The sequence below is a fragment of the Arsukibacterium sp. genome, assembly GCF_033721375.1.
Lineage (GTDB): Bacteria > Pseudomonadota > Gammaproteobacteria > Enterobacterales > Alteromonadaceae > Alishewanella.
On record NZ_JAWWAP010000012.1, the window covers coordinates 1 to 14474 of the forward strand.

General features: G+C 45.9%; 12 protein-coding genes and 1 tRNA gene. 2 read left to right on the forward strand and 11 right to left on the reverse strand.

Going from position 1 to position 14474, the window contains the following annotated elements; genetic code table 11:
* Nucleotides 1-355: 355 nt before the first annotated feature.
* Nucleotides 356-1441 carry a GNAT family N-acetyltransferase/peptidase C39 family protein gene (locus tag R3187_RS17090; protein WP_318968278.1) on the reverse strand — a complete coding sequence of 362 codons (1086 nt, stop codon included), beginning with the start codon at nucleotides 1439-1441 and terminating at the stop codon, nucleotides 356-358.
* A gap of 205 nt (nucleotides 1442-1646) precedes the next feature.
* Between R3187_RS17090 and R3187_RS17095 the strand changes: the two genes are divergently transcribed.
* On the forward strand, nucleotides 1647-3113 hold the full coding sequence (locus tag R3187_RS17095) for a RimK family protein (protein ID WP_318968279.1): 1467 nt from the start codon (nucleotides 1647-1649) through the stop codon (nucleotides 3111-3113).
* A 261-nt stretch (nucleotides 3114-3374) separates the two neighbouring features.
* Here R3187_RS17095 and R3187_RS17100 read toward each other — a convergent pair.
* From R3187_RS17100 to R3187_RS17120, 5 genes are all read right to left on the reverse strand, one after another.
* Nucleotides 3375-3460, reverse strand: a tRNA-Leu gene (locus R3187_RS17100).
* Between the two features lie 138 nt (nucleotides 3461-3598).
* Nucleotides 3599-4546: an isopenicillin N synthase family dioxygenase gene (locus tag R3187_RS17105; RefSeq protein WP_318968280.1), complete on the reverse strand. Its 948-nt coding sequence runs from the start codon at nucleotides 4544-4546 to the stop codon at nucleotides 3599-3601.
* 16 nt (nucleotides 4547-4562) lie between these two features.
* Nucleotides 4563-5771 (reverse strand): NupC/NupG family nucleoside CNT transporter, encoded by a 1209-nt coding sequence (locus R3187_RS17110; protein ID WP_318968281.1) that lies wholly within the window; start codon nucleotides 5769-5771, stop codon nucleotides 4563-4565.
* Between the two features lie 20 nt (nucleotides 5772-5791).
* Nucleotides 5792-6424 carry a uridine kinase gene (udk, locus tag R3187_RS17115; RefSeq protein ID WP_318968282.1) on the reverse strand — a complete coding sequence of 211 codons (633 nt, stop codon included), beginning with the start codon at nucleotides 6422-6424 and terminating at the stop codon, nucleotides 5792-5794.
* A 123-nt stretch (nucleotides 6425-6547) separates the two neighbouring features.
* Complete coding sequence (locus tag R3187_RS17120) at nucleotides 6548-9676, reverse strand: TonB-dependent receptor (RefSeq protein ID WP_318968283.1); 3129 nt, start codon at nucleotides 9674-9676, stop codon at nucleotides 6548-6550.
* Between the two features lie 363 nt (nucleotides 9677-10039).
* On the opposite strand from R3187_RS17120, the gene R3187_RS17125 reads away from it, so the two are divergent.
* Nucleotides 10040-11170 carry an endonuclease/exonuclease/phosphatase family protein gene (locus R3187_RS17125; protein WP_318968284.1) on the forward strand — a complete coding sequence of 377 codons (1131 nt, stop codon included), beginning with the start codon at nucleotides 10040-10042 and terminating at the stop codon, nucleotides 11168-11170.
* 41 nt (nucleotides 11171-11211) lie between these two features.
* Here the strand turns inward: R3187_RS17125 and rlmM are convergent, their stop codons facing one another.
* From rlmM to R3187_RS17150, 5 genes are read right to left on the reverse strand one after another with little or no spacing between them, the layout of a single operon-like run.
* The gene (rlmM, locus tag R3187_RS17130) at nucleotides 11212-12294 is read right to left on the reverse strand and encodes a 23S rRNA (cytidine(2498)-2'-O)-methyltransferase RlmM (protein WP_318968285.1); all 1083 of its coding nucleotides are present in this window, start codon (nucleotides 12292-12294) and stop codon (nucleotides 11212-11214) included.
* Nucleotides 12291-12668, reverse strand: a complete 378-nt coding sequence (locus R3187_RS17135) for a DUF423 domain-containing protein (RefSeq protein WP_318968286.1) — start codon at nucleotides 12666-12668, stop codon at nucleotides 12291-12293. The genes rlmM and R3187_RS17135 overlap by 4 nt, the downstream gene beginning before the upstream one ends.
* The gene (locus R3187_RS17140) at nucleotides 12643-13251 is read right to left on the reverse strand and encodes an alpha/beta family hydrolase (RefSeq protein WP_318968287.1); all 609 of its coding nucleotides are present in this window, start codon (nucleotides 13249-13251) and stop codon (nucleotides 12643-12645) included. Before R3187_RS17140 ends, R3187_RS17135 begins: the two co-directional genes overlap by 26 nt.
* The gene (locus tag R3187_RS17145; protein ID WP_318968288.1) at nucleotides 13244-14179 is read right to left on the reverse strand and encodes a transcriptional regulator GcvA; all 936 of its coding nucleotides are present in this window, start codon (nucleotides 14177-14179) and stop codon (nucleotides 13244-13246) included. The genes R3187_RS17140 and R3187_RS17145 overlap by 8 nt, the downstream gene beginning before the upstream one ends.
* A 20-nt stretch (nucleotides 14180-14199) precedes the next feature.
* Nucleotides 14200-14472, reverse strand: a complete 273-nt coding sequence (locus R3187_RS17150; protein ID WP_217669277.1) for an oxidative damage protection protein — start codon at nucleotides 14470-14472, stop codon at nucleotides 14200-14202.
* Between the last annotated feature and the right edge of the window lie 2 nt (nucleotides 14473-14474).

Genomic DNA, 14474 nt, shown 5'->3' on the forward strand with positions numbered 1-14474 from the left:
AGGCGTATGTTACACTTCCCAGATTTTAAGTCAAGCGTGATAAGTTGTCTTTTTTACCAAACAGCTTGTCACATTTGACCCTTTGTTACTAATCCCGCTTTTCAGGGCTTTCGTTGCCACCTTGAAGCGAGGGCGCCATTTTAGTGATTTAAACCTGACTGTCAAGGGTCTTTTCGAAAGATTTTTGCAATCCGGTTTATCTCACCTGAAGCCTGCTTAGCGCAGCACCCCTTGGCATGGCGCGCATTATAGGGCGTTTTAGCAGAGCTGCAAGCAGTAAATCAATAAAAACCTGCGGCAATGATTCGTTCGCACAAAAAGCAGACGGTTTAACCAAAATATCTACAGAACCCGCTTACTTTTGCTGCGCTCCGATAATAACAGCTGCCTTAAGTCGCTTTTTGCCATAGCTGAAAGCTTTGCTAAACACTTTATATTCGATTGGAATATATTGCCTCTCCGCTGTCGACAACCAGGGAATGTCAGCCGTATCAGGATCATTAATATAGATAAAATTATCATCGGCAGCGCACACCACTACCCAGTGCGGTGCTTTGCTCTTATCAAATTGCCAGGTACTGATAAGAGCAATGATCAATTTATCTTGTTGCAGATACCGTTTAATTGCACTTACCGTAAGTTCAGCATGATGAACTGTGACACCTTGCTGCTCAGTTTGTTGCCTGAAAGCGTCATGTACCCGCTGCAGAACCGCTTTTTTAGCCTCACTTCTCACACTGTCACCAAACAGTAAACCATCATTATTCAGATAGATTTCTGCAGAAAACCCTCTACGATGCGCCGCTAATGCTAATCCTCTTGGACCACAACCGCCGTGGCCACTGGTCATAAATATGGTGGTGGCCTCCCTCCATAGCTCGATTTCATGCTGATAAGGATTAAATGAGCCTGGTTCAAAATAATTGAAAGCCATTAATAAACTGGCTGGCCCACACGTGAACGGTGTTGTTTGCGCGATATAGGGAACCTGACGGGTTACCGAGTCACGCTTAAACTGTATCACTTGCTTCTGCATACAGATTGCATCTGAGTGATCTTCATAAAAGTCATGTTTTATCGCAAACTCATGGTACTGTAATTTCTTATAAAGTTTTATTGCCGCCTCATTATCTTTGCGTACTTCTAATCGCAGTAATGCACAATACCTGTTAGCTGCCTGAACCTCAGCTTCAGCCATCAGCTTCCCGGCAAACCCCCGCTGCCTGAATGCGGGATCCACGGCAATTGAATACAATCGCGCAAGGCTCGTGCCCCGCCGGTAAATCAATAAAAAATATCCTGCCAACGTGTCACCAACTTCAAGCACAAGCAGGTCGCTACGTTTTTCAGTAATGAACCGTCGAAAACTACGAATACTTAATCTGTCTGAATCAAAGCAGCGGTGCTCAATAAACTGTAAAGCAGGAACATCAGCCAGCATGGCTGGTCGCAATCTGATATCGTGGTCCTGCTCTGACTTAACCATAAAATTTTACCCTAAACATCATTCTTAATAGCATCTTAAATGCATCACAACAGTTATCCAATTGAAATGCCAGTAAGAAATTCTGATGCTATGCTGAAAAATAATTTGCTGTCATTCAATGCCATAATAAGTCAGGCTAAACCCGCTAACAGGAGGCAACATGGCGAAACTGATAATAATAGTAGATAAAGCTCAGGACTGGGCACCATTTCATCAGTATGACGGCGTAATGAGTTTACCCGCTTATCTGAAGTGGTCCGCAAAACAGAAACAGCGGGTACGGGTCATCAACCTGTGCCGCCAATCGCATTATCTGGGCAGTGGCTACTATTGTTCTTTGCTCGCTGAAGCGCGCGGCCATAATGTTATGCCATCGGTACGGGCTTTTAATAAATTTAACCGCCACGAAATTGCCGATATTGCTGATGAAGTGCCCGTGGCGCTGCTACAACAACTAAATAAAGATCTGGCCGAAGAAACTGCAAGCCAGCTGACATTTAATATCTACTTTGGGGAAACAGAGCATAAAGCATTAAGAAAGGTAGCCTCTTATTTGTTTGAGGCTTTTCCGGTACCCATCCTCAGAGTTGAGCTGCAAAAGAAAACCCGCTGGCAGGTTAAAACCCTGAAAATTGGCAGTGTCAACAAACTCACCGAAACCGAGCAAAGCCTGTTTGGTAATATTCTGGAAAAATACAGCCATAAGATATGGCGGCTGGAACCCGCTAACCGCAAATTTAAGTATGACTTAGCTGTGTTAGTTGATCCGAAAGAGAAGTTTCCGCCCTGCACACCTAAGTCACTGGAACTGTTTGTCCGGGCTGCAAAAAAGGCAGCAATGGATGTCGAGCAAATCACCTCGAAGGATATTCACCGGCTGGCAGAGTTTGATGGGTTGTTTATCCGGGAAACAACTGCGGTAAATCATCATACTTTTCATATGGCGCAAAAAGCTGAACGCGAAGGGCTGGCCGTAGTAGATGATCCCAGCTCTATTTTGCGCTGCGGCAATAAAGTGTATCTGCACACCTTATTTGAACAACATAAAGTGCCAATGCCAGATGGCCTGATGTTATTTAAACAGGATGAAGATAATCTGGAGCGAGCAGCTGATAGCCTCGGCTTGCCACTTGTGCTGAAAATACCGGATGGTAGTTTTTCACGGGGGGTTATCAAGGTAAAAACCCTGACTGAACTGCGTTCTACCCTGGCAACCCTGTTTGAACAAAGCGCCATTATCCTTGCACAACGCTATACTTTTACTGAGTATGACTGGCGGATTGGCGTGTTAAACGGCCAGGCTATTTTTGCCTGCAAATACTTTATGGCCCGCAATCACTGGCAAATTTATAAACATGGCAAAGCAAAAACAGAAAGTGGCGGCTTTAGTACCTGCGCAGTCAATGAAGTACCGGTGCATGTGCTGGATGCGGCTATCCGCGCCTGTGCCCCTATTGGTGATAGCTTATATGGGGTAGATGTAAAACAGGATGGTGATAAGGTGTATGTGATAGAAGTAAATGACAACCCGAATATTGATGATGGCGTAGAAGACCTGCACCTGGGCAACAAACTATACGATATTCTGGTAGAAGACTTTATCCGCCGCATCGAGCTAAAAAGATAAATTCAGGGATGATAAAAACACAAAAGCGCAGGAACGTTTTTCACTCGCATCATCCCTAATACTCGCCTACGGCAGCAGAGCTGTGCAAAACGGCTATCCTGCCGTTTTGTGGACAGCCTAAGGCTGGTCCCAGAGGGATGCCTGCACGGATTGCAGGCACATAAAACTGGCTGGAACAGTTTTAGACAGCTCCAGCTGGCCTGCGTAGCAGGATTTATCAGGGATGATAAAAACAAAAAAACCGGCCAAGGCCGGTTAATTTGGTGCAGATGGAGAGACTCGAACTCTCACGCCTTGTGGGCACAAACACCTGAAGCTTGCGTGTCTACCAATTCCACCACATCTGCGTATGTTTTACACTTTACTTTCGAAGCAGGTGCTTAACATGGCGAGCAGTATAGCGATTCAAAAAAACTAGTCAACTATTGAATTCAACTATTCTGCTCGTTTTTACTCGTTCGCTTATTTGCTGAGCAAACTGCTTATTACTTGGCTTTTTTCAGTAAGCCAATTTCTTCCAACCGCTGCATTAAATAGTCGTTGGAGTTAATTGGTTCCGGGTAAAGGTTAGGCCGGTCCTTGCTGATACACGTATCCAGTGTTTCAATCACAAAATCCGGATTCGGGTGCATAAAAAACGGAATAGAGTAGCGTGGTTCGCCCGCTGCCACACCAGCAGGATTAACAACCCGGTGGGTTGTAGATGGCAACACATGGTTAGTCAGCCGCTGCAACATATCGCCAATATTAACCACTATGGTGCCTTCAATAGTAGTTACCGGTAACCAGCTACCGTCACGGCGCAAAATTTCCAGGCCTGCTTCATTAGAGCCAACCAACAACGTGATCAGATTAATATCTTCATGCCGACCAGCACGAATTGACTCTGTAGAGGTATCCTTAATTGGCGGATAATGAATAGGCCGCAATATCGAGTTGCCGTAATTCACTTTATCGGCAAAGTAATGCTGATCCTGGCCTAAAAACAACGCTAACGCTTCCAGCACCCGGTTACCCAACTGTTCCAGTTCAGTAAATAACGTATACGTCGCATCCTTAAACCCCGGCACTTCAACCGGCCAGACATTCGGATATAAACACGGATGTGGCGCAGGCCCTTCCAGTTCGCGGCCAACGTGCCAGAACTCTTTTAAATCAGGGTGGTTAGAGTCTTTGGCTTTTTCAACACCAAAGCCGGTATACCCCCGGGCACCGCCCTGTCCTGGCTTGTGATATTTTGCTTTAACCTCATTGGGTAAGGCAAAAAACTGTTTAATTGCGCTGTAAGTATTTGCTACCACGTCATCTGAAATTCCATGGCCGCTAATGCCGCAGAATCCAAACTCAGTGTAGGCTTTGCCAATTTCGGCAACAAAGTTATCTTTGTCGGTGGCAAACCGTCTTATATCTAACGTTGGAACTTGCTTTGTCATATAAAAGACCTGTTTGTTAGCCTAAGGAAAAAAAGAGTCCTGCAATTGCAGCACTCATCAAATTGGCCAATGTTGCAGCAAGCAGGGCTTTTAAACCCAGTTCAGCAATATCGGCCCGGCGACCCGGAGCCATTCCGCCCAGACCGCCTAATAAAATAGCAATTGACGAGAAGTTTGCGAAACCACACAAAGCAATAGTCACTATTACCTGAGTATGAGCGCTTAACTGATCTTTCACCTGCACAAAGTCGAGGTATGCGACAAACTCGTTAATGACCAGTTTCTGGCCAATAAAGCTGCCCGCCAACCGGGCTTCTTCCCAGGAAACGCCCAGAATAAAAGCCAGTGGCTGAAACACATAGCCAAAAATAAGCTGCAGGGTCAAATTCTCAATACCAAACCAGCCGCCAACACCGCCAACAATGCCGTTAACCAAGGCAATTAAACCAACAAATGCCAATAACATTGCACCGACATTCAGCGCCAGTTGCATACCACTGGAAGCGCCGGCGGCAGCGGCATCAATAACATTAGTGTGCGGCTTTTCAGTGCTTATTTCAGTTAGCTCATTCTTGGGTTGCTCAGTTTCCGGCAATATTATCTTTGCCATTAAAAAGCCACCCGGAGCGGCCATAAAGCTGGCGGCAATCAGATATTTCAGCTCAATCCCTAAGCCGGCATAGCCAGCCAGCACTGACCCGGCTACTGACGCCAGACCGCCGACCATAACAGCGAATAACTCTGAGCGGGTCATCGTTGGGATAAAGGGCTTTACCACCAGGGGCGCTTCAGTCTGACCAACAAAAATATTAGCGGCTGCCGACATAGATTCCGGCCGGCTGGTACCAAGCAGTTTTTGCAAGCCACCGCCGATCAGCCGGATAACCCAACTCATTAAACCGATATGGTAAAGCACTGCAATTAATGATGAGAAAAAGATAATAATGGTTAATACATGGATGGCAAAAATAAAGCCCTGAGAAAAATTGCCTAAATCACCAAATAAAAACTGAATACCGGCATTGGCATAACCAATAACATTGGCCACTACCTGCGATATGCTGTAAAGCACATCCTGACCAAACGGCACATATAGCACGAAAGCACCAATGGCCAGTTGAATTGCAAAAGCGCCACCAACAGTACGCCAGTTTATCCGGCTGCGATGCGCTGAAGCCGCAATTGCTACCAGCAATAAGGCAAATATGCCCACTAATCCCATCATACGTTATTCCCTGATTATTATTATTCTGCCAGTAACTGGCGAATTTTTGCTTTTATAATATCAATAGCGATCTGGTTTTTACCGCCACGGGTTACTACCAAATCGGCAAATTGTTTAGACGGTGCAATAAACTCGAAAAATGCCGGTCGTACTGTTGTTTCGTATTGCTCGGTAACAGATGCCAGACTTCTGCCGCGATCTTCAAGATCCCGTTTAATTCGGCGTAACAAACAAATATCCAGTGGCGTATCCATAAACACACTGATATCAAACTGCTGACGTAGTTTTTCATCATTAAGCAGCAAAATGCCTTCTACCAAAATCACTTTAGCGGCTTGTACTTTAATGGTTTCGTCCAGCCGGGTATGCAATTTATAGCTGTATTGTGGCATTTCAATACTCTGACCAGCCCGTAGATGCTGTAAATGCTCAACCAGCAAAGCATGTTCAAATGCTGAAGGATGATCATAATTAGTCAGCACCCGCTGATCAAAAGACAGATGGCTTTGATCCCGGTAGTAAGCATCTTCCGACAGAATTGCAATTCGCTCACCACCAAGTTCTGCTACCAATTCCTGGTATACCGTTGATGCAAACAAACTTTTACCCGATGCTGAAGCACCGGCAATAGCAATAATAGTATTTTTAGCCACAACAACGCCTACTTTGCGGAAAACAGCTGGCGATTATCGCTAATAATGCAGCAGATAGAAATAAAAACAGCTAAAAAAAATGCCCGCATTAAGCGGGCATTCGATTTTCAGCAGAATTGGTTATCAGAACTTGTATTCGATACCTACAGTCATCCGCCACAGAGACGGTGTAGCAACACGGCCTTGTGGATTACGATTTGTAAACTCATTAAACACATACTGGCCCTGGGCATTAATGTCAGCATCAACTACAGCTGCAGTTTGCGGGAAACTGGCTTCGTATAATACACCCCAGTCATCGTTTAACAGATTAGTCAGGTTATCGATAACAAAGAAGGCTTTCGCTTTGTGACCTTGCATAAAGCCAGGTAACTCCTGAGATATCCGCAGGTCAAACTTAGTCCACCAGTCACTGTAAAACTCGTTACGCTCTGCAATACCACCAGCGTACTTACTTAAACCACTGTTATTAACAAAGGCAAAGAACGCATCAGTGTCAAATGCTTCACCATCATCATTGGCACCAAATACTACGTTCGGGTCATTCACACCAGTAGGTACATATAACAGCTGACGACCTGAGGCAGCGTCACCGGCAAAGTTATTTTCAAAGGTGTAGCTGTAAGGCCGGCCTTTGTTATGAGAACCTAAAAGGCTCACTGACGTGGTATAACCTTCAAAGAAATCATGGTTGTAAGTTGCTCTGAAGGTAAAGCGGTGCGGTGTTTCATAGTTAGATGTAGCAGTACCCGGATCATTAAAATCACTGCGGGCATAGTTCGCGAAGTTAGAGAACGCCACCGAACTGGTCATTGGGTTTGAGTCTTCAGACTGAATATAGGCGTACGCTAAAGTCAGGTCCAGACCGTAATCAAACCGTTTACTGGCAGAAGTACTGAACGAGAACTGCTTCGCGTCAGAGCTGGCGTTAGTCAACAGGAAGTCACCTGAACGATTGCCATCAACGCTTGAGTAAATAGGGCGACCGTCAAATAAAGTACCTGTCTGAACTTGCGAAATGTCACGGACAATAGACTGGTCTTTTGCCACTGTGTACATCATATCCGCCATTACTACTGTACCTTCTTCAAAGGTATAAGTAGCGCCAACTGCGTATTTCCATTCTTTCGGCAGACTAAAGTTCGGGTCTACAGCATTAACCGCGCTGTCACCTGAGGCATTAGCAACCTGGTCAAAAATTGACTGAGGAATGTCATACAACGGACGGCCTGAACCAGACAACGGAATTTCAAACAAGTTTGGACGAGAGCGGTCTTCAATCTGGATCTGAGTTACACCGTCGTTCTGATAGCCATTCGCTAACCAAACATTCGGGTTACCGCCTGAATATAAGCCAATACCACCACGAACCTCCAGCTGGTCATTAACATTCCAGTTAATCCCCAAACGTGGCTGAATTAAACCTTCGCCATCAAAAGTGGTATCGTTGGCAAAACCGTAACGGTCAACGAAGTTTTCGTTTACCCGTGGCTTATCGCTGCTGCTGTACCAATCGTAACGCAGACCAAAGGTTACCGTCAGATCGTGCTCATAGAAATAATATTCGTCCTGAGCATACAAAGTATGATTGCTATATCCAAAATTAGCCGCAGCATCTTCGGGATTGTTGGTGCCTGCGCCACTACCGTAGTAAATGCGAGCCGGCACACCTGCTTCAAAATCATTTATTGAATCAAAGCGATATTCACCAATTGAATGCTGAACGAACATGTTGAATACATTATATTCTTCAAACTCATAACCAGCATAAATCAGATGGTCACCTAACGAGTAGGTACCAGCAAGTTTCAGGAAGGTAGTGTCATAGTTAAGTCTGTTTGACTGACGCGAATCGTCAACACCCAGAAATACAGTTGCCCGGGAGCCATTGTTTACTGAGATTTGTACTTCACCTAAACCACCAGGGCCGATGTTAACCTGACTGTTAATCAGTTCTGAATAACCTAACCGCATTTCAGTTGAGAACGCATCAGTCCAGTCTGAGAAAACCTGGGCAACATAAGATTCAAATTCAGCGCCACGGTTATAGTAGTGGTCTGAAAATTCATAACCAGATGCGAAACTATCAGACTCTCGAACCGAGCCACCATCGTTGTAGTTATAGGTTAGGGCTGCACGGTGCGCATCGTTGATATACCAGTCAAGCTTCACCAGCAGTTTTTCGTCTTCTACCGGTGAAGAACCGATAGGTGCACCAACATTATAACCGTAAACATCCGATGCTATTTGCGCTATCCGATCTAAATCGGCCTGGTTTAAACCAGCGACTGGACTACCTGCATTTGAATCTTGTGGACCACGGGTAAAGGTATCGGCGCCTTCATACATTTCGTAAGCAGCAAATACGAACAGCTTATCTTTGATTAAGGCACCGCCCAGATTAATCCCGTAACGTTTCTCATCAAAATCATCATTGGTCAGCGAAGTACCTTCCAGTTTATCACCAAGCAAAGACTCATTGGTAAAGTCGTAAAATACTGATCCTTTAAATTCATTGCCGCCTGACTTAGTAACCGCATTAATATTACATGCAGTAAAGCCGCCGTATTTTACATCAAATGGTGCAAATTCAACCGACACCTGTTGCAGCGCATCGAAAGAAAACGGCATACGCTCGGTAGGATAACCATTGCTGTTTAAACCAAAGTTATCATTCATTTTCACGCCATCAACCGTTAGGCTGTTAAAGCGTGGGCTGGCACCATTACATTGAATACCACGGGAAAAACCAGCATCGATATAAATACGAGGATCAGCAGCAACGATATCGGTTAAATCACGGTTGATAGCAGGAATGGTTTGTAAATCAGTTAAGCTGAAATTAGCGGCTGGACTTTTACTACCGTAGTTGGCATTGCTGATTACCGATCCGGTGACCGCAATACGCTCAACATCAGCCTGCTGGATAACGACATTCAGATTCTGAGTTTCGCCTAAGGTCAGAAAAACATTATCTATAGTCTGAGTACGGCCGGTTGGCCCCACTACTGTTAAAACATATGGGCCGCCAACCTGTAAGCCGCGGGCAGAAAAAGTACCTGTTTCATTGGTAGTAATTGTTCTGGTTGTACCGTTACGTTGATCGGTAACAGTAACAGTGGCGTTTGCTACAGTAGAACCAGCCTCTGTAGTAACAACACCCCGCACAGCTGATGAGGTTTCCTGGGCCAGCGCGATATTACTTGCTCCAAGTGCAAGTGTTACCGCAAGCGCTATACTCTTAATTTTCATATCGTTTTCACCTGGTTGTTAATGGTAGTGTTCTAATTCCGTTTGAATACAGATGTTATTTTCAAGCTGGGGCTAAGTGTAACGACACTTTATGTCATTTTCGTTACATCACAATTTAACCGGGAACTTTTAAGTTCTTCTTTAGTCAAAGCTCGCCTGTCACGCAAGTGTAACATGGCTGGTCAGAGTTGCGAATAATCACACCTTAAATTGCTCAAAAAATATCATTACCGGCTATATGTCTGCGCTTTACTGGTTTTTTAATTAGCGCGCCGTTATGCTGAACAACCTTTTATAAAACTCACTTTTACTATGCTTAAACACTTTTACTTTGGCTTATTAATGCTTACCCCCGGAGTGTCTATGGCCGCACAAACTACTGAGATAAAAGTTGCTACTTTTAACGTCAGTATGGAATCCAGCAATTATCTGCCAAGGGGCGAAATGGGTAACAGTCAGGTGTTGGCTAACATTCTGGCAAAGAGCGACAACCTGCAGGTAAAAAATATTGCAGCCATTATTCAGCGGATCCGGCCAGATGTAGTGCTGCTGAATGAGTTTGATTATATAGAACAGCCAGAACGCGGTGTTCAGGCCTTTATTAAAAACTACCTTAACCAGGCGCAGCAAGGTAGCGAGCCGATAGATTACCCGTACTTTTACTACTCAACCGTTAACACCGGCCAACCCAGTCCGTTTGATCTGGACAATGATGGTAAAGCGACAGGGGTTGGTGCTGATGCCTGGGGCTTTGGTTTTTACCCGGGCCAGTACGGTATGGTTGTTTTATCTAAATTTCCGATTGATACGGCAAATGTCAGGACATTCCAGCACTTTAAATGGCGTGATATGCCCGGCTTTATGCCAACAATAAAACAGGATGGCAGCCCCTGGTACAGTAAGGAAGCCTGGCAGCAAATGCCATTGTCATCTAAATCACACTGGGATGTACCCATTTCCGTCGATAACAAAACAGTACACATACTGGCCAGCCACCCTACTCCACCAGTTTTTGATGGTCCTGAAAACCGTAACGGCATTCGCAACCACGATGAGATCCGCTTCTGGCTGGATTATCTGAATCCCGACAAAGCCGGCTATATTTATGACGATAGTGGTAATGTTGGCGGTCTGGCTGAAAAACGCCGCTTTGTGCTACTAGGCGATTTAAATGCCTCTGCAGATGGTGACGGTGATGCAATAAACTCAGCAATCAAAGCGCTGGTTAGCCACCCCAGAATAGGGCAAAACTTCACGCCGGCAAGTTTGGGAGCAGCCGAAAATACCCCTGAACTGGCCCACGCCAGATACCATACCGCCGGCTGGCGGATGCGGGCAGATTATGTGCTGGCTTCAGATTTCGGCTTTAACATTCAAGATGGCGGCGTGTTCTGGCCGGCAAAAAATGAGGCCGACTATCCGTTGGTTGGCACCCGCGGGGCCAGCTCAGATCATCGTCTGGTTTGGCTGAAGCTTGAGATAAGCGCTGAATAATTCAGCGCGCAACTCAAATAAATGAAAAAATAAGGACACGCTTAGAATTTCAAAACCAGGTTTTGCACATGCACCGTGACTTCTTCACGGTCATGGTACAGGTGCTTAACATGCAAGCGAAATTTAATATCCGCATCTACCAGCCGCTGCTCCAGCTGCGCCAATATCCCGGTTACAGTTTCGTAGCGCTTTTTCATCGGCAGTTTTAAGTTAAATATAGCTTCCTGACACCAGCCGTTAATCAGCCAATCTCCCATCCGCTCGGCAACCCGCTGCGGCTGCTCAATCATATCGCAGACAACCCAGTAGACATTTTTCTTTTGCGGCTCAAACTTAAAACCATCAACCGTTAAATGCTTGACCTGGCCAGTTTGCATTAGCGACTCAGCCATAGGGCCATTATCAATAGCAGTTACCATCATGCTGCGTTTAACCAACTGATAGGTCCAACCACCAGGGCTGGAGCCTAAATCAACCGCATTTAGTCCACCGCCTAAACGCTTATCCCATTCAGGCTTAGGAATGAACTGCAGAAATGCTTCTTCCAGTTTTAAGGTGCTCCGGCTAGGCGCGTCATTGGGGAACTTCAACCGCATAATACCGTTTTCCAGCGGGCTGTTATTCTCCGGATAAGACAAGCCGACATAACCTTGCTGACCACTAAGTAACAAGACGTGCAAAACCGGCGCTCGTTTTTGCTCTTTCTGCAATAATACGCCGGCTTTGCGCAAAGACTGACGAAGAGGTACGGTTAATTTACGCGCCAGGGTTGATAAGGTTTTACCATCGTTTGTTTCAGGATATTCAACCCGTAGCTCACCACAGCCGGTTAATTCAGCAGCAACAAGAGCTTCAAGTACCGGTGCTATTCGATCTTCAGACGGCAATTCAAGCAGTTCAGCCTGCAGCAGACACCATTGCCGGATGAAAATAAAGTGCTCAAATGGATAGTCCCGATAAAACTCGGCAAGACCATCAGCATCATAAGCTTCAAAGATAACGTAAGCTGAATTTGCTGTTAGTTTGCAAAAACCAAACACATCAAAGCTACTTGCTTTGTCCTGAATTTCTGCAGCGCATTCTTTTTCAAAACCCGCCCGGCAGTATAATAATAGTTGTTTCATTTAACATCCTTTTGCCAGGCGCTTAGTGCAAGCAACAACCAGCCAATAATCAAAATTTGTCCGCCAAGCGGAGCCAGGGCAGAATAATACAAGGGTAATGTCAGCACCCCGGCAAATAAGGTCCAGCAAAATAACCAGAGCCCGATGTGCCAGCATAGCACCGCTAACTTTTGTAATTTTGCAGCGGCCGAATTACGGCCCACTGTCAGTAGCGCCAGTGCATGAAATGCCAGCATACTAATGGCACTTATTAAGCGGCCAAATTCTTTGTGCTCCAGAGCGGCCCACAGGTGCATCAGCGCGGCTGCCAGCCCTACTGCAGCCGCGCCATATAAGGCGGTCAGGCTGTTACTGATTTGCCAGAAGTATTTCATCGATTACCTTATTGCAATAAGCAGCCGCGGCACAGATAACATCCTGTTGCTTCAGGCCACTTGCCTTGGTCGGTTTAAAGTCATGATCGGCCGCCGTTAACCAGTGCACATTAACCTTTGGCCAGCTTAAATCAGTGAGCTCAGCGCGTTTGCCAAAAGGGTCGCGCTCGCCCTGTAAAATATGCAGTGGCACTGCCAGGCTGCTGAAATGTGCGGTCCGCCACTGGCTTTTGCCAGGCGGATGAAACGGATAACCGAAAGCAAATATAGCGTTAACCCCGGATGCCTCAGACAAGCTCAGCATACTGCTAACCCGGCCTCCCATCGATTTCCCGCCGATAAACAGCGGCAAGCTGGCATCTGTCTGCTCAAGCTGCTGAGTAAAATACTGCTGTAATACAGACATTTTATCCGGTGGCCTTCTGCCGCCCAGTTCAATACTGCGCTGCATATAAGGGAAATTAAAGCGCTGCACGTCAATATGGTGCGCTGCCAGCGCAGCAGCCAGCTCAGTCATAAAGGGGCTGCTGGCTGACGCACCGGCACCATGCGCCAGAATTAAACGGGCTTTGGCGCTAGTCAATGGCAACGGCATTAGTAAATTGTTGTTCGGCGAACAGTAATTGCTCGGCTGTTACCATATCCACCATCCATTGCCGGAATGCGGTAATTTTACCCAGCTCAGCCTGGTTTTCCCGGCAGACCAGATAATAGGCGTCTTTACTGATAAGCACATGGTTAAACGGCACGATTAAACGGCCGGAATTAATATCAGGCCGGGCCAGCACATTATGCGCCAGCGCCACACCCTGACCATGAATAGCAGCCTGCAGCACCATCGAAGAATGACTGAAAATAGGCCCCTGATTGACATTAAACTGTTTAAAGCCCTGACTGGTAAACCAGGCCTTCCATGCACGACGCGAGCCATCGTGTAATAAATTATGCTTTGCCAGATCGGTCGGCTCGTTCAGCGGTTTTCCGCTATTTAGCAGTAACGGCGAGCACACGGGTAACAGGTATTCAGTGTGTAGCTTGTCCGCATGCAAATTTCGCCAGTTGCCCCGGCCATAATAAATAGCAACATCAACATCGTCGGTCAGCGAACCTTCGTCTAAATCAACGGCTTTAATCCGAACGTCAATATCCGGGTGCTGCTCGCTGAACTGATTTAAGCGGGGAACCAGCCACTGAATTGCAAAACTTGGCTGCAAACTTACCGTTAAAGAGCCCTTGGCGCCACGGGCCAGTAATTTTTCAGTGGCTTCATGTAATTGCAGAAAAATTTCTTTGATATCAAGAAAATAGCTTTGCCCTTCTTCGGTCAGCAACAGTGAGCGGTTTTTCCGCATAAACAGCTTTAAACCCAGATGATCTTCCAGCGCTTTAATCTGATGACTGATAGCAGCCTGGGTAACATACATTTCTTCCGCTGCCTTAGTAAAACTAAGGTGCCTGGCCGCTGTTTCAAAAGCTTTTAATGCATTTAATGGTGGCAGACGACGCGCCATAGATTTGCTTAACCCAATAATTAACTGGCTGGCGGCTTATAGCCTTCGATTTCAATATCCTGGCCCTGAAACAAAAAGGCTTCCATCTGTTGCTCCAGAAACTGCCGGTGCTCAGGATTCATCATATTCAGTTTTTTCTCGTTAATCAGCATAATTTGCTTGGCCTGCCACTTGCTCCAGGCTTCCTTGCTGATCGAGTCAAAAATTTTACTGCCAAGTTCACCCGGATACAGTTGGAAATCCAGGCCTGGTGCTTCTTTTTGTAAATACTGACAGAAAACCGTTCTGCTCATAA

What these genes read in the sequence shown, in the direction of transcription:
- R3187_RS17095 (WP_318968279.1), top strand. Translation starts at nt 1,647, where the DNA reads ATGGCGAAACTGATAATAATAGTAGATAAAGCTCAGGACTGGGCACCA.
- R3187_RS17135 (WP_318968286.1), bottom strand. Translation starts at nt 12,668, where the DNA reads ATGAAATACTTCTGGCAAATCAGTAACAGCCTGACCGCCTTATATGGC.
- R3187_RS17105 (WP_318968280.1), bottom strand. Translation starts at nt 4,546, where the DNA reads ATGACAAAGCAAGTTCCAACGTTAGATATAAGACGGTTTGCCACCGAC.
- R3187_RS17090 (WP_318968278.1), bottom strand. Translation starts at nt 1,441, where the DNA reads ATGCTGGCTGATGTTCCTGCTTTACAGTTTATTGAGCACCGCTGCTTT.
- R3187_RS17110 (WP_318968281.1), bottom strand. Translation starts at nt 5,771, where the DNA reads ATGATGGGATTAGTGGGCATATTTGCCTTATTGCTGGTAGCAATTGCG.
- R3187_RS17145 (WP_318968288.1), bottom strand. Translation starts at nt 14,179, where the DNA reads ATGGCGCGTCGTCTGCCACCATTAAATGCATTAAAAGCTTTTGAAACA.
- R3187_RS17150 (WP_217669277.1), bottom strand. Translation starts at nt 14,472, where the DNA reads ATGAGCAGAACGGTTTTCTGTCAGTATTTACAAAAAGAAGCACCAGGC.
- rlmM (WP_318968285.1), bottom strand. Translation starts at nt 12,294, where the DNA reads ATGAAACAACTATTATTATACTGCCGGGCGGGTTTTGAAAAAGAATGC.
- R3187_RS17120 (WP_318968283.1), bottom strand. Translation starts at nt 9,676, where the DNA reads ATGAAAATTAAGAGTATAGCGCTTGCGGTAACACTTGCACTTGGAGCA.
- R3187_RS17125 (WP_318968284.1), top strand. Translation starts at nt 10,040, where the DNA reads ATGGCCGCACAAACTACTGAGATAAAAGTTGCTACTTTTAACGTCAGT.